We start from the raw sequence: 22,642 nt of genomic DNA, 5'->3' as shown, positions 1-22,642 counted from the left end.
GGCAAAGATAACGGCTTCTTTTCTAATTCGGATTCTTGTTTGTAACAAGTCTTATTCTGTTTGTTACATCTGTTGTTCTTTATATTCACTCGGTGAAATTCCGTAAAAGTCTCTGAATGTATTGGAAAAATGAGAGAGGTTGGAGAAGCCTGTAGCGTATGCAACTTCCGAAACGCTTAGATTCTTCTCACGTAGCAGATTGGCAGCTTGTTTCAGTCTGATAGAACGAATGAAATCTCGTGCTGACTGATTAGTCAACTCCTTTAATTTGCGGTGCATATGTACGCGGCTCATTCCAACGTTGGCTGCCAGCATCTCTACATTAAGGGTAGGGTCGGCAAGATGGTCATTGATGGTTTTCATTACTTTACTCATCAAGATCTCATCATTGGACTTCATTTCTATCTTTGTTATTTTTTCTTCTACTTGTTGTTCACCTACCAGTTTGCCGCGCAGTCTTTCCCGATTGGCTATCAGGTTACTGATAGTAGTTCGTAATAATTCAGTGTTGAATGGTTTTACGATATAAGCATCTGCTCCAATTTCAAGCCCTTCGATTTGGTCTTCGGCTTTCGATTTGGCGGTTAATAATATAATCGGTATATGATTGATATTGATATTCTGTTTTATTTTCCGGCAGAGAGTGATCCCATCCATTTCGGGCATCATAACATCACTGATGACGAGATCGGGTTTCTCCTTCAAAATGGTTTCCAGTCCTTCCCGTCCATTTGTACATTCATAGATACGGAAATCACTATCCAGTTCGCTACGTATGTAGCGGCGTATTTCTTCATCATCTTCTACGATTAAGACGCGATAACGTGTTTTTGCTTTGGGTTTCCTGTACTCATTGGCTTTGTTTTCTTCTTCCGTTTCATAGATCGAATCTTTGGGAAGTTGGGAGATGGTTGGCTCGCTTCCGGTTTCTTCAGGATTTTCCAGTTCCTCTGCTTTCAAGTGATTACTACCTAACGGTAGGCGGATGATGAAACGGGTTCCTTGTCCGTCTTCGCGGTTTTCTGCTTTGATGATGCCGTGGTGCAGTTCCACTAACGACCGTGAAAGATGCAGTCCGATTCCTGTACCGAAATTAGATTGTGTCATGTCGTTGTCAATCTGATAGAAACGCTCGAATATTTGTTCTATTTTGTTTTTGTCAATACCGATCCCGTTATCGGTGATATCTATCTCGAAATAATCTTTCAAAGCACCCCGGTAGGCATCGTTGTGACCAGTTTTCAATAACACTTCGATATTTCCTCCCTCATGTGTATATTTGAAAGCATTGGAAAGGACATTCATCAATACTTTGTCAAAGTTATTTAGATCAATCCATACTTTCAGAGAATCAGCACCTTCCAGTTCTTTTTCGAAAGTGAATGTGATGTTCTTTTTTTGCGCTTGATAATTGAATGTTTGCATCAAGTCATTGATAAATCCTACGATGTCTGTTTCCCGGAATTTCAGATGCATTTGTCCTTTGTCCAGTTTTCGTATGTCCATCAGTTGATTGATTAGACGTAGAATACGTTGGGCATTCCGGTAAATCATGAGATAAACCGGTTGTTTCTCGGAATGTTCGGCTAACAGTTTCTCTAACGGGCTGATGATAAGAGTCATCGGGGTACGTATTTCATGTGAGATATTAATGAAGAATTGTAATTTGGCTTCGTTAATCTGTTCCATGTGTTTTTGTCGCATCACTTCTTGCCGGTGGCGGATACGTGACAGAATATACATGGTAAGAGCATAGATTAGTAATGCTCCGAGGCATCCCCAGATTACTTTTGCCCACCAGGTCTGGTACCAGGGTGGAGTGATGGCAATAGTAACTGTACGGATATTAGAGAAATTATTATGGTCGCGTGCCTGTACGGAGAAAGTGTATTTCCCCGGTTTCAGACTGCTATAAGTCACCCGGTTTGTTCCCGGTTGCGTACTGATCCATTCATCGCTTAATTCTTTTATCTTATATTGATAACTAATCCGGTCGGGATTGCTGAATTCCAAAACAGAAAAATCAATGCTGAATGTATTTTCATTATATGCCAGTGTAAATTGCTCGGTATCCATGACAGCAGTATCAGTGATGACATTGTTGCCGGATTTATCCCCTTTTTTCACAGGGCGGTTAGCAACGTGAAAGCCGGTAATCAATACATTCATTTCTTTTTTGATTTCGGTGATATCCTGGGGGTAGAAAGCTGTTACTCCATTGGTACCTCCAAAAAATATCTTGCCGCGTTTATCTTTAAATACAGCAGTGCGTGTAAACTCATTTCCTTGCAGACCGTCGCCTGCATAATAGTTGATAAACTTCTTTTCCAGAAGATTCAGTTTGGAGATTCCCTGATGGGTACTGATCCATATATTTTTTTTCTCGTCTTCAGCCAGGCCGCAAATAATATCACTGGGGAGTCCATCGGCAGTAGTGAAAAGTACAGGTGTTAGTCTGTCTTTATTCAGGCAGACCAATCCTTCGGAAGTACCAGCCCAGATCTCTCCATTACTACTTTCCAATAAACTGTAAACGACATACCCGGGGAGGAGATTGTTTTGCTTTTTATAATTGATAAAATTGTCCGTTTGAGGATTGAGTACGGCCAGACCTTTATAAGTGCCGATCCATATCATTCCCTCTTTATCTTCCAGTAGGTAGCTGATCCAATCGTTCGGAAGACGGTTGATGCTCCAGTCATCGTTTTCGTTGCGGGTAGATTCGTAATAGGTGACATGTTGAGTTGGTAAATTGATTTTGTATAAGCCCGAACCATAAGTACCCACCCAGAGATTCTTGTTTTTGTCTTCAATGATGCAGGAAACTTTGGGCTTGCCTGCGTTAAGATTTCCTTGTAAAAGCGAGGTGGCATCTTGACATGTTCCGGTTTGTTTGTTCATCCGTGCCAGACCATCGAAGTAAGATCCTAGCCAAAGTTCCTGATTGGAATCTTCATAGAGACATAGGATAGTGCCGGGGACAGATTGGGGATTACCTGCCTGATGGGTGTAATGGCGTAATTGTTTTCCCTGATCGTTTATGGCATATAATCCGTCGTTATCCGTACCTATCCAGATTGTAGCTTGTTCATCTGTATGAATAGCCATAACACAGCTGGAACCAATGGTGTTGTTGTGTATTGATTTGTAGCCGTAGTAGTCGAACTTATTTGAAATGCCGGGCACTAGTATCAAACCTTTCTGAAAAATGCCCAGCCATAAATTGTGATCTTTATCTTCGATTAACGAGTGAACCTTGGATTTGGAGAAGTCAAAGGGACCCGCATTAATCTCACTGTCCACAATAATATCTTGTTGAGGCTGATATTCTTTTACTCCTTCACCGTCTGTTCCTATGATAAGTTTTCCACGGGTATCAATGATGAGAGTCCGGATATTCAAATTCATCCGGTTTTGGTAGAGGACAGGTTCGAAGTTTCCTTCCTGTCGGGATGATAGTCTGAAAAGACCTTTTGTCAAGGTTCCTACGAAAATTTGTCCGTGTGCATCCTCACAAATGGCAGAAACGTCATCACCTGCTATATGATAAGGTGCTTTATAGCTTTTAAGCTCTTTACTTTCCGGAGAATAACGGTAAAGTCCTTTTTCTTCTGTAGCAATCCATAAATTTTGCCGGGAATCTTCGAAAATGACATTCAGGTAGTTACTACCTATCCGGTCTGTCAGTTCGGTTTCGATATGGAAGGAGGCGGGATTGCTGTTCTTTTTTAGGGATATGGCGCCTTGTCCGGAAGTTGCTATCCAAAGATCTCCGTTCCGGCGTTCAATAATGGAAGTGATATGAGGATTCTTTCGTCCGTCTTTCCGAGAGATGAATAATTCGTGAAAGTTGTCTGTGGCGCGGTCATATCGTTGTAAGCCATTGATGCATCCGATCCAGAAATTACCGCGACTGTCTTCGAATAATGTCCGTACATAGTTGTTCTTCAAACTGGTGCTATCCGTAGCATTATGTCGATAGATCGAGAAACGTGTCCCGTCGAATTTATTAAGTCCGTTTTCGGTAGCTATCCAGATAAATCCTTTCCGGTCCTGATATACGGCATTGATCAGACTGTTGGAAAGTTCTTTGTCTGTTGAATAGAATTTGCCGGTCTGTGCTTTCATAACAGGAGTGCTTCCTATCAGGAAACAGTATATGGAAAAAAGGAATAGGATTTGTGCTTTCATACTCATTAATATAAGCAGGGTTTATTGGTACTTTTTATATAGACAAAGATACTATATTAAATTAAAATAGCATTAGCTTTGTTACTTTTCCTTTTACTGATGTTACGTGCAAACCCTTTAGGAATGCTTCTGGAAGGGGTATGTAACGGGTGTGCAATAGCTTGTAACGTACATGCAAGTGTATGTAACCGCCTGTCAACTGCTTGAAACAAAATCTCCACCTATGCTTGATATATTATCCATAAATTTGCATTAACAAAAAAATGAATTGTCGGACACCTTAAAATAATAACTGCTTATGGAAACATGAATTCCTTACTCTATTCCTTATTATAAATAAGAAGAGAAAAACCTATAACTTGGATTAACCACTATCATTATTAATTAAAAAAATGATTTTATGGAAAGCACAAATCATTATTTTCGACCGTTAGGTCTTATCATTCTTTTCTGCCTCTTCCCTGTATGGGTATTGGCACAGACTGTTTCCGTGACGGGAGTGGTCAAAGATGCATCGGGCGAACCGATTATCGGAGCCAGTGTAGTAGAAGCTGGCACTACCAATGGTATAGTTACCGATTTGGATGGTAATTTTAAGTTGAATGTATCAGCCAAAGGTAGCTTGAAGATTTCTTTTATCGGATATCAGACACAAACGATTCCTGTAGCCGGGAAAAAGCAGTTTGATATTACCCTCAAAGAAGATGCAAAAGTATTAGACGAAGTAGTTGTAGTTGGATATGGTCAGATGAAACGTAGTGACCTGACCGGTTCTGTTGTATCGGTCAACGATGAAGCCATTAAGAAATCTGTAGTGACTTCCGTTGACCAGGTACTGCAAGGACGTGCTGCCGGTGTGCAGGTACAGGCTAATAGCGGTATGCCCGGTGGTAGTTCTTCCATCCGTATTCGTGGTATCAACTCTTTGAATGCCTCCAATGAACCTATCTTTGTCATTGACGGTGTTATCATCGACGGTTCCACAGGTTCGGGAAGTGATAATGCACTGGCATCTATCAATCCTTCGGACATCGTCTCTATGGACGTATTAAAGGATGCTTCCGCCACTGCTATTTATGGTGCGCGAGCTGCAAACGGTGTGATTATGATTACTACCAAACGTGGACAGAAGGGTGAGGCGCAAATAACTTATGACGGATATATAGGATGGCAGGAAATGCCTAAAAAACTGGATATGCTGAATCTGCGTGAATATGCGGAGCATAAGAATGTTCGTTCAGGAAAAGACTATTCGGGAAATGATTGGGGAATAGTGAACAAGGATAATAACTTTGTTCGTCCGGATTTACTAGGTGAAGGTACAGACTGGCAGGATGAGATGTTCTCTAAAGCTATGATGACCAGTCATAATCTTTCTGTGACCGGAGGTACTGATAAAAGTAACTATGCTTTGGGAGCAGGCTACCTCAATCAGGATGGTATTGCTGTTGGTTCAGGGTTCAGGCGTCTGAACTTACGAGGTAGTTTTGATGCCCAGGTGAAGAGCTATTTAAAAATGGGTATTAACTTTGCGTTTAGTAATTCCCGTCAGAAATTGACTGTATCTGACGAGTCGTTGATTAGAACTGCTTTATTGCAGAGTCCGAGTGTGGCTGTTCGTAATGCTGAAGGCACATTTGACGGACCGGATACGGACGAATGGGTACAAACGAATCCGGTGGGTCTTGCCATGATTAAGGATAACCGCAACGAGAAAATGGGTATTCGGGCAAACACCTATGCTGAAGCTACTATCATTGACGGACTGACGTTTAAAACGGAATTGTCTTTCGATTATGGGGTAGCTAATACTTATAAATTTGATCCCTCATATACTTTTGGTGCGATTGAAAATACAGACCGTCAGGGGACTTTCTCCAAATCATATAATAAGTTCTGGAGTTGGAGAAATATCGTGAATTACATGAAAACTTTTGGAGTGCACAATGTGAATGCAATGATTGGTCAGGAAATGCAGGAGAGCAAATGGGAATATCTGATGGGAAGCCGTATGGGATATTTGTCCAATGCTGCAACCGACCTGACATTGGGAGATGCCGCAACAGCCAAGAATAATGGTAATAGTGGAGAAAGTTCGATTTTATCTTATTTCGGCCGTCTGTTCTATTCATACGATGACAAATATCTGTTGACATTTACTCTTCGTCGCGACGGTTCTTCCAAATTCTACAAAGATAATCGTTGGGGATGGTTCCCGTCGGCTGCTTTGGCTTGGAAGGTTTCCAATGAATCTTTTTTGAAAGACAACAATATTATTAATAATCTGAAATTACGTTTAGGATGGGGTGTTGTAGGTAATCAGAATGTGCCTAATAATGCATATAAAGCCATTTATTCATCTGTTGCTACCGTTTGGGGAACAGGATTGCTGGCTGGCAATACTCCGAATCCCGAATTGAAATGGGAGTCTACTTATTCAAGTAATCTGGGACTTGATATTAATCTTTTCCAGAACAGGATTGAATTGATAGCCGATATTTATTATAAGAAAACAAATGATTTGTTGTTGCAAGTGCCTCTTCCTGCTTACGTGGGAACTTCAGGTCAGGGCTCTACTTCCGCACCCTGGAAGAATGTGGGTTCTTTGGAGAATAAAGGACTTGAGTTGACTTTAAATACAGTGAATATTGATAAAGGCGGATTTCAATGGAGAAGTAACGTGGTATTCTCTATGAACCGTAATAAAGTAAAATCGCTGGATACGGCAACCAGCCTGATAGATAAGAGTAATCAGACAGGCGAAACAATAACCGTACTGACACGTACATCAGTAGGAAACCCTATCGGACAGTTTTATGGTTATAAAGTGATTGGCCGCTTTGAAAAGGCTACTGACTTTTACTATAAAGATGCTTCCGGAGCAATTAAGCCGGTAGCATTGCCTGAAGGTATGTCGATTTCCAAGAATAGTGTCTGGATTGGTGATTATATTTTTGAAGATGTAAACAAAGACGGTGTTATCAATGAACAGGATCGTACTTATATCGGTAATCCTGAACCGGACTTTACTTTCGGCTTCGGTAACTCTTTCTCTTATAAAGGCTTCGACTTGAGCATTAACCTGACCGGATCGGTAGGAAATGAAGTTGTAAACTGGGGACGTCGTGAACTTGAAAATCCACGTGGCAATAATAACATCCTGAAATCGGCTTTGGATTATGCACAACTGGCTTTGATTGATCCGAATGGTCCGGATGATTATCGGAATATACAGATTGTAGGCGGTGACCCTTATGCTTGCCGTATGGCTATTGCCAAAGGGACGGATGATTCCAATTATCGTTTCAGTGACCGCTTTGTGGAAGATGGTTCTTTCCTGCGTATTCAGTCTATCTCTTTCGGCTATACATTTCCGCGTAAATGGTTGGCACCGATTGGTATTCAGAATCTGAAACTTTATTGTAACCTGCAGAATGTATATACATTCACAAAATACAAAGGGATGGACCCGGAAATAGGTTCTGCCAATCAGGACGCTTTGCTTACAGGCTTTGATAACTATCGTTATCCTTCTCCGCGAATTTATACATTCGGTCTGAATTTAACCTTTTAATCATTTAAAGTGACTAAATATGAAAACAAGTAAATATATATACTCTTTCATGTTGGCTGTAGCTTTGGCGTTTGCAGGATGCAGTGACTTCCTCGATTCTGAAGATAACTCCAATATCGCAGGAGATAATTTTTATCAAACGGAAGATGATTTCCGGGCAGCAACAGCTCCTTTGTATAATAAGGTGTGGTTCGACTTTAACGATAAGTTCTATTATGGACTGGGTGACGGACGCGGATTCAACCTTTGTGCGACAACCTCTAATTATATCTATCCTTTTGCTGATTTGACCGAAACCGGATTGACGGGACCGTTAGTTTCGGCTTGGGGTTCATTGTACAATATAGTACAGCAAACTAATAAGATTATTAACGGGATCAAAGGTAACTCATCCAATAGCGAAGAAGTGAAGAACCCATATATTGCTGAAGCACGGTTCATGCGTGGAGTTGCTTATTCCTATCTGGCGATGTTATGGGGAAATGTTATTATTAATGAGGATACGGATGAACTGGTGGCTAATCCTATTGTCAATACCAGTCCGGTAAGTGATGTCTATGAATTTGCGATGCGTGATTTGGAGTTTGCGGCAAAATATCTGCCGGAGGTTTCTTCTGCTGCCGGACGTGTCAATAAATACAGCGCATTTGGTATGTTGTCACGTGTTTACCTGACGTATGCCGGTTACAGTAGTAATCCTAATAGTGCGACTCGTAATCAGGATTACCTGGATTTGGCAAAGAAAGCGGCTTTAAAAGTGATAGAAAACAGAAATTTTGAACTGATGACTGATTATGCCGATTTGTTTATGATTGATAAAAATAACAACTCGGAAACACTGTTTGCTTTACAATGGGTTAGTAATGGTACGTATGGGGAATGTAACACGATACAGGATTATTTCGCTTGTGAGTCGGCTATTACCGGTAATGACCGTGCATGGGGCGGCTATGTCTTTGCACAACCGGACGTGATTTGGGAGTATGAAAAAGGAGATAAACGACGTCAGCCGACTTGGATGGCTTATGGCGATCATTATCCTGAAATACAGAAAGCAAACGGAGGATATACTTGTGAGAAGAAAGCGTCGGGTACTGTTTCCGGAATTTATTGTAAGAAATATGTTTGTGGTTCTAGCAAAGATAATGCGAAGATCACTTCCGGAAGTACTCCTATCAATACTTACATGTTGCGTCTGGCAGAAGTATATCTGATTTATGCAGAAGCTATATTGGGAAATAATCCTTCAACAGATGATGCCGATGCAATGGAATACTTTAACAAAGTGCGCAAGCGTGCCGGTTTGGAGCCCAAAAATTCGATTACTTATGAAGATATTCGTCGTGAGCGTAGACTGGAACTTTGTCTGGAAGGACAGTATTGGTATGACTTGGTGCGTAGAGCTTATTATAAACAACAGGAAGTACTCAATTATATCACCGGACAGGATAGGGGTACTGCTGTCCCTGTAGTATGGGATGCGGATACACAGACTTTGAAGAGAGACGAGGATTCGGATGAAACGAAGCGTGCCATAGGTGATGTCGATTCCAGTATATTCCTTCTTCCTTATCCGGAATCGGAGACTGTGCAAAATCCTTTGTTGAAAGCGGATCCTGTGCCTTATGCATTTAAGGAAGACAGAATAACCGATTTGTTTAACTAAAAACGAGAATACGAATGAAAAGCTTGATATATAAAAATAGTATGAAAGCATTTGGCTTATTGGTGAGCCTACTCATCTGCTCTTGTTCATTTGTTTCGTGTGACGACGATGATGATAATGGCGGAAGTTCTGTGATGAACATAACAGGGATCTATCTGGAAGACGCGAAGTCGAATGTTACTGACCGTTTGGTTGATTTTGCCCGTTTGGGACAACTGATCCGAATTGAAGGTGAAGGATTCAACGGATTGAAGAAAGTGTATATTAATGGATATAACTGTTATTTTAATCCGGTATTTGTTTCGAATAAATCTTTTCTGGTTAGTGTGAACAGTAAAGTTCCGACTACAGAAGCAGATGAGAATGTACGTAATACAATTCGTTTGGTAAAAGATGGCGGTGAATACGTTTATGATTTCCAGATTCGTGCTGCTGCCCCGTCTATAACGAAAATCTCCAACTGTATGCCGAATGTAGGTGAACCTATCATTGTTTATGGAAGTGGATTGACGGAAATAGCAAAAGTCATTTTCCCCGGAAATGTGGTGGTGACAGAAGGTATTATTTCTGATCTTGACGGTGAATATTTTATGGTGGATATGCCTGCCGGAGTTTCTGAAGAGGGCGGTTCTATTTTCGTAGAAGGTTCGAATGGTGGTGCTTATTCTCCTGCCTATTTCAATTATAAGAAAGGCTTGTTGTTGAACTTCGATGGAGTGGGTGCACAAGGGGCATGGGGCGATTCTGAAAGTATGATTCAAACAACCGAACTGGAATCTGCTTCGATTGGTGAAGGTAATGTGTCGCAAGGTGCTTACTGTCGTTTGCCATTAGAAAGACAGTTGCCGGTGGCAGCAGCGAAGAATCGTTGTGCTGAAGTTTGGACAGCTGGTAATGGCACTGATCCTGACTGGTTGACGCTGGGTGTCCCTGCTGAAACTCCTGTTGCCGAATGTGCTATTCAGTTTGAAATCTATGTGCCCGAACCTTGGTCTGAATCCGGATTCCTGAAGATTTGTGGTCAGAACGGATTCAATGGTGGAGAATGGGAGAGAGACTGTTATAATTACGTACCGTGGCTTGTAGGCGGAAAGATCGTTCCTTTCCAGACAACCGGTTGGCAGACTGTAACTGTTCCGTTCAGTGAATTCTACAAATCGAAAGCATCCAGCGGAGCTTGGACCACTTTTGCCGATGTGGCCGCTACCCGTGCATCTGCTTCTTATGCCAACTTCGGTTTCTATTTTGAGAACTCTGATATTACATTGGATAAGATCACAGGTGCGAGCTCGGATAAAGAAACAGAGTTTCTATCCAAAGCAACTTCCGTGAAAATTTATATTGATAACTGGCGTGTCGTACCTTTGACGAAGCCGGAATATACCGATTTCCCGGACGAAGAAGAGGATGCAGAATAATAATGACTTTAAATTGAAAAGATTATGAAATACAGAAATATGCTTCCGTTTGTTGCCTTGTCGGTGCTGATATTGACATCGTGTGACGATAATAAGATGGAGTGGTATAAAGACCCTACACATGGAGCGGTTACTTCTTCCGAACTGCCTTTACAGTTGGCTGAAAAGATTTCCCGTTACAAGCCGTTGAAAGAATATTTATCCGATCCCAACTTTAAGTTGGGTATCGGAGTGGGGATGGATGAATATCTTGGTGACGAGACAACGACTACCATTGTGAATGAGAACTTTAATGATCTGACGATAGGATATGCCATGAAGCACGGTCCTATGGTCGATTCTAAAGGGAATTTGAAATTTGATAAGGTCGATCAGTTGTTTACAAAGACCACAGAAGCGGGTATCAGCATTTATGGGCACTGTCTGATTTGGCACACTAATCAGAATGCGAGTTATCTGAATAGTCTGATTGCACCGGAAGTTATTCCGGGGCCGGCTGGAACAAATCTCTTACAGAATGGCAGTTTTGACGAGGATATAGTTCCGTGGGCTTCCTGGGGAGGAGGAAAAGCGACAGTTGAACATTCTGCAACAGAAGGGTTGGGTAATACGAAAGGTTGTATCAAGGCCGTTACAAGTGCAAGTTCGGCCAAACCGTGGGATTTGGAGATTCAGAGTGAAGCAATACCTGTAATCGAAGGGCATCGTTACCAAATCTCTTTCTTTATCAAATCAGAAGGAGTAGGTGCTGTACGTCTGGCATTTGAAGGAATGAATACAACGTATCCTAATATTGATGGAAAAGAAACGATTCCAACTTCGAATAGTTGGCAGCAGATTGTTTATAATAAGGAATTGATAGGTACGGATATAATGCCTGCTGAAAATTCTGATAAGCTTCAGTTCCGAATAGATTTAGGTGCTGTTGCTAATATGACTTACTACATAGATGATATTGTTGTTGTAGATTTGGAGGGTGAGCCTACTGTGGTAAATCTCATTAGTAATGGTGACTTTGAATCTGGGACAATTGACCCATGGAATTCTTGGGGAAATGGTTCATCCAGAGATATATCCGAAGAAGGAGAGGGGGTTAATGGAAGTAAATATGCAATGAAGTTAACCAATCCTGCGGCAGGGGATCAAATACATGTTGCTCAAGCATGTTACACTTTGGCTGCACCGCTTGTTGAGGGAACACAGTATAAGGTTTCTGCATGGGTTAAGTCTACAGTTTCTAATGGTAAGATCCAAATGCAAGTACAGGATAATGCGGATTTTTCTGGTCCAAAGGATGTGACCAATACGTGGAATCTGATTGAATGGACTATTACAGCAAAGGCTGGAGGGCATACCAAACTTTTATTTGATTTTGGTTTAGTGGCAGCAGATTATTATATTGATGATATTGTTTTGGAAGAAATCGAGACGACTCGTGCTGTCATTCGTGCTTCCGGTCCTACTATCATTGAGAAGACCGACGAAGAAAAAGCCGAGATTATCAGAGATGCTATGGAAGACTGGATTTCAAAGATGGTTACCCATTGCAAACCTTATGTTCATGCATGGGACGTAGTCAATGAACCGATGGATGATGCAAAAACATCAGACATTAAGACTGGTAAAGGCAAAACTGATCTGGCTTCTGATGAATTCTATTGGCAAGATTATTTCCTGACTCCGAAAGATTATGCTGTAGAAGCCTTCAAACTTGCCCGCTTATATGGAAATCCGGATGACAAACTATTCATCAATGATTATAATCTGGAATATAACCTCAATAAGTGTGATGGTCTGATTAAATATGTGGAATACATCGAAAGCAAAGGGGCCACAGTGGATGGTATCGGTACACAAATGCATATTGCTATTGATTCCAATAAAGACAATATTGCTCAAATGTTCCAGAAACTGGGTGCTACCGGCAAGTTGATTAAAGTATCCGAGTTGGATATTAAGGTTAACACCTCGTCGCCTACTACTGAAAATCTGGCACAACAGGCAGAAATGTATCAGTATGTCATTGATATGTACAAGAAGTATATCCCGGCGGACAAACAATATGGTATTACCATCTGGGGAGTATCGGACAATGAAAAAGAACATGTGAATTGGATACCGGATGACGCTCCGAACCTTTGGGATGCTAATTATGCACGTAAACATGCTTATAAGGGAGTGGCCGATGGTTTGGCTGGTAAAGATGTCAGCGAAGACTTTACCGGAGATTTGGAATAAATGATTTTATAACGATTAAAGAAGGGAAGAGTGAGGGTTACAGTAGTTGTTATGATCTTGGAGCGGATCAAATGAATAACAATAACTACTGTAATCCGCTCGTTCTAAAACTTTCCCTTTCCTCCTGTTTATCGGTGGTTTCAGCTTGAATGTAACATTGCAACAAGTTTTTGTAACATACGTAAACGATGATGTAACAAGCGAGTAATGATTTGAATCAGAATTTCTGGGTAAGTGGGAAGAAACTTCCTAAGTTTGCAAAGTGGAATCCCGATGGAGTTCTTCTCTTGCTAAATTATCATGAAATAAAGACATATAAAAGAAAAGACAGAATGAATAAGTATTGGTTTTATAAGGTAGGGTTAGTAGTTGTGTTCCTTTGCTTCGCCTTGTTGGGCGGAGCAAAGGTTAAACTTCCGGCTCTTGTTTCCGACGGAATGGTACTTCAGCGTGGGGAACCTGTCAATATCTGGGGAACGGCTGATCCTGATGAAACCGTTGATATAACTTTCCTGAAAAAGAAATATAAGACTGTTGCCGATGCACAAGGCAACTGGAAAGTGACTTTGCCTGTTTTGAAAGCCGGCGGACCTTATACGATGACTATTAATGATATCGAATTAAAGGATATTCTTATTGGTGATGTGTGGGTATGTTCCGGGCAGTCGAATATGGAATTGCCTGTTTCACGGGTTACAGATCGTTTTCGCGATGAAATATCTACGGACAGTAACTATCCGATGGTGCGCTATATAAAAACACCTCTGCTCTATAATTTTCATGCTCCGCAGGCAGATATTCCGGGAATTTCCTGGCAAGCGATGACTCCTGAAAATGTGATGCCTTTCTCTGCTTTGGTCTATTTCTTCGCTAAAGATGTCTATCAGAAGACAAAAGTTCCGGTAGGAATCATAAATTCCAGTGTCGGAGGTTCACCGGTAGAAGCGTGGATCAGTGAGGGAGGGTTGAAGCCTTTTCCATTTTATTTGAATGAAAAGCGTATCTATGAATCGGACGACTTGGTGGAATCAATGAAAAAAGAGGAGAGGAAGAAAAGTCATGCTTGGAATGTGGCGTTGTTTCAGGGAGATAAAGGGATGCATGAGGCTACCCCTTGGTATGCTGCCGATTATGATGATAGCAATTGGAAAGAAACAGATTTGTTTGCTTCCGGCTGGACAACAAACGGACTAAATACCATCAATGGTTCCCACTGGTTCCGTAAAGACTTTCAGGTGTCTGCACAACAGGCGGGAGAGAAAGCGACTCTTCGCTTGGGATGCATCGTGGATGCGGATTCTGTTTATGTAAATGGCACATTTGTGGGGACTGTCTCTTATCAGTATCCTCCCCGTATCTATACCATTCCTGCCGGATTGCTGAAAGCCGGAAAAAATACAATAACCATACGCCTTTTCAGTTATGGCGGTCGTCCTCAATTTGTAAAGGAGAAGCCTTATAAAATTCTTTTCGGAAAAGGTCAGCCGGAAAAAGGAGAATCGGAGATCAATCTGGAGGGGAGTTGGAAATATCATCTCGGTGCTCCTATGCCCGCTGCTCCGGGACAAACGGCTTTTCATTATAAACCCACAGGACTGTATAATGCCATGATTGCTCCTTTGCTGAACTATACGGTATCCGGTGTTATCTGGTATCAGGGAGAATCGAATGTCTCACGCAGAAATGAGTATAAAGACTTGTTGACGGCTATGATTAGCGATTGGAGACAACGATGGAATAGATCAGATATGCCTTTCTATATCATTGAACTGGCGGATTTTCTTTCACCCACAGATAAAGGAGGACGCGCTGCCTGGGCGGAATTCCGGAAAGCGCAGGCGGAAGTAGCCGATACAAATAAAAATGTTACTCTGATTAAAAATAGTGATTTAGGAGAATGGAATGATATTCATCCATTGGATAAAAAGACGCTAGGGCAACGAGTGGCAGCAGCTATCTTGATAGAAATGAATACGAAAAACAGAAAATGACCAATTTATCTATTTTATGGAGAATACAATAAAGACCAATGAAGCGAAAGGTTTCTATAAACTCTCTTGGCTTCAACGTATAGGATTCGGTTCCGGTGATTTGGCGCAAAACCTTATTTACCAGACCGTATGTATGTATCTGCTGATTTTTTATACCAATGTATATGGACTTAAACCGGAAGTGGCAGCCGTGATGTTTCTTATTGTCAGGATAGTGGATGTCCTTTGGGATCCTCTGGTGGGTGCTTTCGTCGATAAACACAATCCTAGACTAGGTAAATACCGTTCATATCTTATTTGGGGAGGAATTCCGCTGACTGGTTTTGCTATTCTTTGTTTTTGGAACGGCTTTTCGGGCTCACTGTTCTATGCCTATTTCACTTACGTTGGATTATCCATGTGTTATACATTGATTAATGTGCCTTATGGAGCACTGAATGCGTCACTTACCCGCGATACGAATGAAATCACGGTGTTGACGTCAGTGCGTATGTTTCTTGCCAATTTGGGCGGTTTGGCCGTGGCATACGGTATTCCGATACTGGTGAAGGTGTTGTCTCCCGATGGCAAAATCAATACTACTGCATCTGCTAACGCATGGTTTATTACGATGACTATTTATGCTGTTATCGGATTGGCGTTATTGGTGTTCTGCTTTAGCCAGACGAAGGAGCGTGTGGTTATGGATCAGGAGGAGACATCTAAAGTAAAAGTGTCCGACTTGTGGGTAGAATTTTGTAGAAATAAACCTTTGCGTATTTTGGCGTTCTTTTTCATTACTGCTTTTGCAATGATGGCCATTGGTAATTCTGCCGGTTCATATTATATGATTTATAATGTACGTGCACCGGAGATGTTACCTTATTTCATGGCCTTGGGCTCGATACCCGCATTCATTTTCATGCCGATGGTACCTGCCATTAAACGTGCCATTGGAAAAAAGCAAATGTTTTATGTATTCCTTTCAGTCGCTATATTGGGTATGGCATTACTGTATATTATTTCTGTGGTTCCGGTACTCAAAACGCAGATATGGTTGGTCTTTGTGGCGCAGTTCATAAAATCTACCGGAGTCATTATTGCGACAGGATACATGTGGGCTTTGGTTCCCGAAGTGATTTCGTATGGAGAATATACTCATGGTAAGCGTATTTCAGGCATAGTCAATGCTTTGACCGGTATTTTCTATAAAGCGGGAATGGCTCTTGGGGGAGTTGTACCGGGACTTGTTATGGCTTTTGTCGGATTCGACCAGACAAATGAAGTGTCACAATCGCCTTTTGCCGAACAGGGAATACTGTGGCTTGTGGCCGTTATCCCGGCATTGTTACTTTTGGTCGCTATGTTCATTATTTCTAAATATGAACTGGAAGATAATGTAATTGACAATATAAATGAGGAGATAGAATCGCGCTGTAAAAAAAGCGAATAGATAAGATAGTAGAATGTTTATTACTCAAAAATATAACGTATGAAACTCAAACGAATAATTCTGTTGTTGACAGTGATGTTTTCTTTTTCTTATGGAGAAGTTTTTGCGAAAGATGGAAATTCGCTGAAAAAGGCTTTGAAAAACAAGTTTCTGATTGGCGTGTCAGTGAACACACATCAAAGTTCCGGTAAGGATGTCGCAGCTGTTGAAGTTGTAAAGAAGAATTTTAATTCCATCGTGGCGGAAAACTGCATGAAGTCTTCTGTCATTCATCCGAAAGAAAATAAGTATAATTTTGCGCAGGCAGATGAATTTGTCAGTTTTGGTGAGAGCAATCAAATGGCTATCATTGGTCACTGCCTGATTTGGCATTCACAATTGGCCCCTTGGTTTTGCGTAGATAAGGACGGGAACAATGTTTCTCCGGAAGTCCTGAAGAAACGGATGAAAGACCATATCACTACCATCGTGAAACGCTATAAAGGCCGCATCAAAGGCTGGGATGTAGTAAATGAAGCGATTGAAGATAATGGAGCATATCGCAAGACAAAGTTTTATGAGATTCTGGGGGAAGAATATATCCCATTGGCTTTCCAATATGCACACGAGGCCGATCCGGATGCCGAACTTTACTACAATGACTACTCAATGGCCCAACCGGGCAGAAGAGAAGCCGTCGTGAAGATGGTGAACGATTTGAAAAGACGTGGAATCCGTATTGATGCCGTAGGTATGCAAGGGCATATCGGCATGGACTACCCGAAAATCAGTGAATTTGAGAAGAGTATGTTGGCTTTTGCTGGAACAGGAGTGAAGATAATGATAACAGAACTGGATTTGACGGTGATACCATCACCGAATCCCAATGTAGGTGCAGAGGTTTCCGCTTCCTTTGAATATAAAAAAGAGATGAATCCTTATCCGGATGGATTGCCGGAAGAGGTATCGAAAGCATGGACTGAAAGAATGAATGACTTTTTCCGCCTGTTCCTGAAACACCATAACCTCATTACTAGGGTTACTCTTTGGGGAGTAGCCGATCAGAATTCTTGGCGTAATGACTGGCCGATGAGAGGTCGCACGGATTATCCGTTACTTTTTGATCGCAATTATCGGCCGAAACCGGTAGTCGACCTGATTATCAAAGAGGCTGAAAAAACAAAATAAGTTTCTAACAGAAAACCGAAAAAGCATGAAAACAGAAAAAAGATATTTAGTTCCCGGTGATTATATGGCTGACCCTGCCGTACACGTATTTGATGGCAAACTGTATATTTATCCCTCGCATGATTGGGAAAGTGGTATTGCCGAAAATGATAATGGCGATCATTTCAATATGAAAGATTATCACGTGTATTCTATGGATGATGTGATGAACGGTGAAATAAAAGATCATGGAGTGGTGCTTTCCACAGAGGATATTCCTTGGGCGGGTCGTCAACTATGGGATTGTGATGTGGTTTGTAAAGATGGTAAGTACTATATGTATTTTCCATTGAAAGATCAGAATGATATATTTCGTATCGGGGTAGCTGTGAGTGATAAACCTTATGGTCCTTTTATACCGGAAGCTAATCCGATGAAGGGAAGTTACAGCATCGATCCGGCTGTATGGGATGACGGAGATGGTAACTATTATATGTATTTCGGTGGATTGTGGGGTGGACAACTTCAACGTTACCGTAATAATAAAGCCTTGGAATCTGCTATTTTGCCGGAAGGAGAGGAGGAAGCAATTCCGTCGCGTGTTGCTCGTTTGAGTGAAGACATGATGGAGTTTGCCGAAGAACCCCGGGCAGTGGTAATTCTGGATGAAGACGGTAAGCCATTGACAGCAGGGGATACAGAACGCCGTTTCTTCGAAGCTTCGTGGATGCATAAATATAATGGTAAATACTATTTCTCCTATTCTACGGGAGACACTCATTTGCTCTGCTATGCAATAGGTGATAACCCTTATGGTCCGTTTACTTATCAGGGAGTCATTCTGACTCCGGTGGTAGGATGGACTACTCACCATGCTATTGTAGAGTTTAAAGGCAAGTGGTATCTGTTTCATCACGATTGTGTACCATCAGAGGGGAAGACTTGGCTCCGTAGCTTGAAAGTCTGCGAACTTCAGTATGATGCAGACGGGCGAATCATTACCATTGAGGGAAAAGATGAATAATAGGATACATTAAAACAACCGCCTCTATTTGAAAAACATACCTACTTTTACCAGAATATTAGGTAATAGGGATTTTTCAGGTAGAGGCGGTTATTATTAAGTATGAATGCTTAATTGACTTATGCTATCATACTGTAAATTAATTGTGATAACATACTTTGTACTATGAGGAATATATTTGCATTGACATTCACTTTGTTTTTTTGCTTTTTTTCTATTTGGGCAGAAGATGGAAGTGCCTTGTGGCTTCGTTATGCATTGGGAGCGAAAGCGGAAATTAGCAGCAAGAAACAATCGCCTACATTACGTATTGCCGTTTCCGAATTACAGAACTTCTGGCAGGGAGGAATCCCGGTTACTTTGGAGGTTCGGAATAATAAAGAACTTCGTGCACTTGGAAATGAGGGATATACGATTCAGACCTCCAAAGGTGGCAGTCAAATAACGATAGCTTCTTCCGGTGAACAAGGAGTACTTTATGGAACGTATCATTTACTCCGTCTGCAAGCTACCGGACAACTACCGGAATCAGCTTTGCAATCCCTCGATATCTCCGAACGACCTGATTATCGAATTCGTATCCTGAATCATTGGGATAACTTGGATGGTACAATCGAACGCGGATATGCCGGACATTCACTTTGGAAATGGGACGAACTTCCGTCTGTTGTCTCTCCCCGTTATGAAGCCTACGCTCGTGCCAATGCTTCTATCGGCATTAATGCCACCGTAATAAACAATGTCAATGCAAGTCCTAAAATACTTTCTAATGATTATTTGCAGAAAGTCAAAGTCTTGGCCGATATTTTCCGCCCTTATGGCTTGAAAATATATCTTTCTATCAATTTCTCTTCTCCCGCAGCTTTAGGCGGTTTATCCACTTCCGATCCGTTAAATAAAGAAGTGATAGACTGGTGGAAGCAGAAAGCCAAAGAGATTTATTCTCTGATTCCCGATTTCGGAGGTTTTCTGGTGAAAGCGAATTCCGAAGGGCAGCCCGGTCCGTGTGATTACGGACGCACTCATGCCGAAGGAGCCAATATGCTTGCTGATGTGTTGAGGCCTTATCATGGAATTGTGATGTGGCGTGCTTTCGTTTATTCTCCTACCGACAGCGACCGTGCCAAACAAGCCTATCTTGAATTTGAACCTTTGGATGGTAAGTTCCGGGATAATGTTATTGTGCAGATCAAGAACGGTCCGATAGATTTCCAACCCCGTGAGCCATTCAGCCCGCTGTTCGGAGCTATGAAGAAGACGGCAGTTATGCCCGAGTTTCAGATCACACAAGAGTATCTTGGCTTTTCCAATCATCTTGCGTTCCTTGCTCCTATGTGGAAAGAGTGTTTAGACAGTGATACTTATCTGCAAGGCAAAGGCTCTACCGTTGCCCGTGTGACAGATGGTTCTTTATTCTTTCATCCGCTCACGGCTATTTCCGGAGTGGCAAATATCGGTGATGATACTAATTGGTGTGGACATCCTTTTGCTCAAGCCAACTGGTATGCTTTCGGACGATTGGCATGGAAACATTCGCTCTCTTCCGAACAGATAGGAGAAGAATGGTTGAAACAAACTTTTCTTCCCGTTACCGGTGCGCAAACCGATACTCCGGCAGGAGAAGTCATTCAAAAAGAGCAAATTGACGCTGAACTCTCCTTTCTCAACTCCCAAGTGCTTCAGAAATCGAGAGAAGCAGTAGTAGACTACATGATGCCTCTCGGCTTGCATCATATCTTTGCATGGGGACATCATTACGGACCGGAACCCTGGTGTGATATTCCCGATGCTCGCCCGGATTGGCTGCCTCCTTATTACCACCGTGCCGACAACATGGGAATAGGTTTCGACCGCAGCAGTACAGGAAGTAATGCTACCGGACAATACCATTCTCCATTATGCGAGCAACTGGACAATGTGAATACCTGTCCGGAGAATCTGCTCCTTTGGTTTCACCATGTTCCTTGGAATCATCAGATGAAGAGCGGACGTACACTTTGGACAGAACTGTGCTACGCGTATGATCGTGGTGTAAACGAAGTGAGAAACTTTCAAAAAGTGTGGGACAGGATGGAACCGTATATTGATTCCGAACGTTTTCGTGATGTGCAACACCGCCTGAAGATTCAGGCACGGGATGCTGTCTGGTGGCGGGATGCTTGTTTGCTTTACTTCCAGCAATTCAGCAGACAACCGATACCTTATGAATTGGAACGTCCCATACATGAGTTGAAAGATATGATGGAATACAAATTGGATATTACCAATTTTGAATGTCCACCTTACGGGTTTAGTAAGTAAAGATATTCCCTATACGGAACGAATAAGAATATGTTTGCAATTTGGCGTCTTTTATGATAAAATTGTTACCTTTGCGGGCAATTATAAAACAGAATAAAAGAATATGAGTCAAAATACATTTAGCATGGCGGGGGGCGTAGCACGCAACCCGCTTGTGCGTTTAGCCAAACCCATCACGGCAACTATCGGAGCGAATGAACATATAGCTATTGTAGGTCCTAATGGTGGTGGTAAAAGTCTTTTTGTAGATACTTTGATAGGAAAATATCCTTTGCGTGAGGGAACGATTGAATATGATTTTTCCCCTTCGGTCACTCAGACTGTTTATGATAATGTGAAATATATTGCTTTCCGTGATACTTATGGGGCAGCCGATACCAATTACTACTATCAGCAGCGTTGGAATGCTCATGATCAGGATGAAGTGCCGGATGTTCGTGAGATGTTGGGCGAAATCAAAGACGACAAGCTGAAAAATGAATTGTTTGAACTCTTCCATATCGAACCTCTTCTTGACAAAAAGATAATTTTACTTTCCAGTGGTGAACTACGTAAGTTCCAACTCACTAAAACTCTGTTGACGGCACCTCGTGTGCTGATTATGGATAATCCGTTCATCGGTTTGGATGCACCTACCCGCGAATTATTGTTCTCCTTGCTTGAGCGTTTGACAAAGATGTCGTCGGTGCAGATCGTCTTAGTTCTTTCTATGCTGGATGATATACCTTCGTTTATTACTCATGTCATTCCTGTGGATAAGATGGAGGTCTTTCCTAAAATGGCACGTGAGGCTTATCTGAAAGCTTTTCATGACAGAGATACGGTTGATTCTTTTGAGGAGTTGCAGAAACGGATTATCGATTTGCCTTATGACGGAAATACCTATGACTCGGATGAAGTCGTGAAATTGAATAAGGTGAGTATTCGTTATGATGACCGTACTATCCTGAAAGAATTGGATTGGACGGTATGTCGCGGTGAGAAGTGGGCATTAAGTGGGGAAAACGGAGCGGGTAAATCGACCCTGTTGAGTCTGGTTTGTGCAGATAATCCGCAGTCGTATGCCTGTGATATCAGTCTTTTCGGGCGGAAAAGAGGAACGGGAGAAAGTATTTGGGAAATCAAGAAACATATCGGTTATGTCAGTCCGGAGATGCATCGTGCCTATCTCAAGAATTTGCCTGCTATTGAGATTGTAGCCAGTGGTTTGCATGACAGTATCGGTCTGTATAAACGTCCTCAACCGGAACAGATGGCTATCTGTGAGTGGTGGATGGATATATTCGGTATTGCAGATTTAAAAGATAAACCATTCTTGCAACTATCCAGTGGAGAACAACGTTTGGCCTTGCTGGCAAGAGCTTTCGTCAAAGACCCGGAACTGCTGATTCTGGATGAACCGCTTCATGGCTTGGATACCTATAATCGTCGCCGGGTAAAGAAAGTGATTGAGGCTTTCTGCCGACGCAAAGATAAGACGATGATTATGGTGACGCATTATGAATCGGAACTACCCGATACAATTACGAATCGTGTTTTCTTGACGAGAAACCGATGAAAGAATAAAATCAGCATTTTTAGGTATTGGCAACTCCTTCTTCTTTGGTGAACTTTGTAGCGAAACAAACTGTTCTATATATAACTAAAGAAGAAAGGAGACC

General features: G+C 41.8%; 11 protein-coding genes. 10 read left to right on the top strand and 1 reads right to left on the bottom strand.

Annotated elements, in window-relative coordinates; genetic code table 11:
• Positions 1-63: 63 nt before the first annotated feature.
• Complete coding sequence (locus GD630_RS18780) at positions 64-4,197, bottom strand: hybrid sensor histidine kinase/response regulator transcription factor (RefSeq protein ID WP_143866679.1); 4,134 nt, start codon at positions 4,195-4,197, stop codon at positions 64-66.
• A gap of 394 nt (positions 4,198-4,591) precedes the next feature.
• Between GD630_RS18780 and GD630_RS18775 the strand changes: the two genes are divergently transcribed.
• The 10 genes from GD630_RS18775 to GD630_RS18730 all read left to right on the top strand — a co-directional run bounded on the left by GD630_RS18775 (position 4,592) and on the right by GD630_RS18730 (position 22,539).
• Positions 4,592-7,765 (top strand): SusC/RagA family TonB-linked outer membrane protein, encoded by a 3,174-nt coding sequence (locus GD630_RS18775; RefSeq protein WP_117934107.1) that lies wholly within the window; start codon positions 4,592-4,594, stop codon positions 7,763-7,765.
• Between the two features lie 19 nt (positions 7,766-7,784).
• Positions 7,785-9,431, top strand: coding sequence for a RagB/SusD family nutrient uptake outer membrane protein (locus tag GD630_RS18770; RefSeq protein ID WP_143866681.1), 1,647 nt, complete (start codon positions 7,785-7,787; stop codon positions 9,429-9,431).
• 41 nt (positions 9,432-9,472) lie between these two features.
• Positions 9,473-10,849, top strand: a complete 1,377-nt coding sequence (locus GD630_RS18765; RefSeq protein WP_238482942.1) for a glycan-binding surface protein — start codon at positions 9,473-9,475, stop codon at positions 10,847-10,849.
• A 24-nt stretch (positions 10,850-10,873) separates the two neighbouring features.
• A complete protein-coding gene (locus GD630_RS18760; protein WP_143866684.1) occupies positions 10,874-13,087 on the top strand; it encodes an endo-1,4-beta-xylanase in 2,214 nt (737 codons plus the stop codon).
• 332 nt (positions 13,088-13,419) lie between these two features.
• A complete protein-coding gene (locus tag GD630_RS18755; protein WP_143866686.1) occupies positions 13,420-15,078 on the top strand; it encodes a sialate O-acetylesterase in 1,659 nt (552 codons plus the stop codon).
• Positions 15,079-15,094: 16 nt separating this feature from the next.
• Positions 15,095-16,510, top strand: coding sequence for an MFS transporter (locus tag GD630_RS18750; protein WP_143866688.1), 1,416 nt, complete (start codon positions 15,095-15,097; stop codon positions 16,508-16,510).
• Positions 16,511-16,549: 39 nt separating this feature from the next.
• Positions 16,550-17,677: an endo-1,4-beta-xylanase gene (locus tag GD630_RS18745; protein WP_143866690.1), complete on the top strand. Its 1,128-nt coding sequence runs from the start codon at positions 16,550-16,552 to the stop codon at positions 17,675-17,677.
• A gap of 25 nt (positions 17,678-17,702) precedes the next feature.
• The gene (locus GD630_RS18740; RefSeq protein WP_143866692.1) at positions 17,703-18,680 is read left to right on the top strand and encodes a glycoside hydrolase family 43 protein; all 978 of its coding nucleotides are present in this window, start codon (positions 17,703-17,705) and stop codon (positions 18,678-18,680) included.
• A 165-nt stretch (positions 18,681-18,845) separates the two neighbouring features.
• Complete coding sequence (locus GD630_RS18735) at positions 18,846-20,981, top strand: alpha-glucuronidase family glycosyl hydrolase (RefSeq protein WP_143866694.1); 2,136 nt, start codon at positions 18,846-18,848, stop codon at positions 20,979-20,981.
• A 103-nt stretch (positions 20,982-21,084) separates the two neighbouring features.
• Entirely contained in the window at positions 21,085-22,539 is a 1,455-nt protein-coding gene (locus tag GD630_RS18730; RefSeq protein ID WP_143866696.1) for an ATP-binding cassette domain-containing protein, read from the top strand.
• Positions 22,540-22,642: the final 103 nt, after the last annotated feature.

This window comes from Bacteroides zhangwenhongii (assembly GCF_009193325.2).
GTDB classification, from domain to species: domain Bacteria; phylum Bacteroidota; class Bacteroidia; order Bacteroidales; family Bacteroidaceae; genus Bacteroides; species Bacteroides zhangwenhongii.
This window is presented reverse-complemented; position numbering and strand designations above follow the sequence as displayed.

Excerpts from the sequence above, each read along its gene's own strand:
- GD630_RS18780 (WP_143866679.1), bottom strand. The coding sequence starts at position 4,197 with ATGAGTATGAAAGCACAAATCCTATTCCTTTTTTCCATATACTGTTTC.
- GD630_RS18775 (WP_117934107.1), top strand. The coding sequence starts at position 4,592 with ATGGAAAGCACAAATCATTATTTTCGACCGTTAGGTCTTATCATTCTT.
- GD630_RS18770 (WP_143866681.1), top strand. The coding sequence starts at position 7,785 with ATGAAAACAAGTAAATATATATACTCTTTCATGTTGGCTGTAGCTTTG.
- GD630_RS18765 (WP_238482942.1), top strand. The coding sequence starts at position 9,473 with ATGAAAGCATTTGGCTTATTGGTGAGCCTACTCATCTGCTCTTGTTCA.
- GD630_RS18760 (WP_143866684.1), top strand. The coding sequence starts at position 10,874 with ATGAAATACAGAAATATGCTTCCGTTTGTTGCCTTGTCGGTGCTGATA.
- GD630_RS18755 (WP_143866686.1), top strand. The coding sequence starts at position 13,420 with ATGAATAAGTATTGGTTTTATAAGGTAGGGTTAGTAGTTGTGTTCCTT.
- GD630_RS18750 (WP_143866688.1), top strand. The coding sequence starts at position 15,095 with ATGGAGAATACAATAAAGACCAATGAAGCGAAAGGTTTCTATAAACTC.
- GD630_RS18745 (WP_143866690.1), top strand. The coding sequence starts at position 16,550 with ATGAAACTCAAACGAATAATTCTGTTGTTGACAGTGATGTTTTCTTTT.
- GD630_RS18740 (WP_143866692.1), top strand. The coding sequence starts at position 17,703 with ATGAAAACAGAAAAAAGATATTTAGTTCCCGGTGATTATATGGCTGAC.
- GD630_RS18735 (WP_143866694.1), top strand. The coding sequence starts at position 18,846 with ATGAGGAATATATTTGCATTGACATTCACTTTGTTTTTTTGCTTTTTT.
- GD630_RS18730 (WP_143866696.1), top strand. The coding sequence starts at position 21,085 with ATGAGTCAAAATACATTTAGCATGGCGGGGGGCGTAGCACGCAACCCG.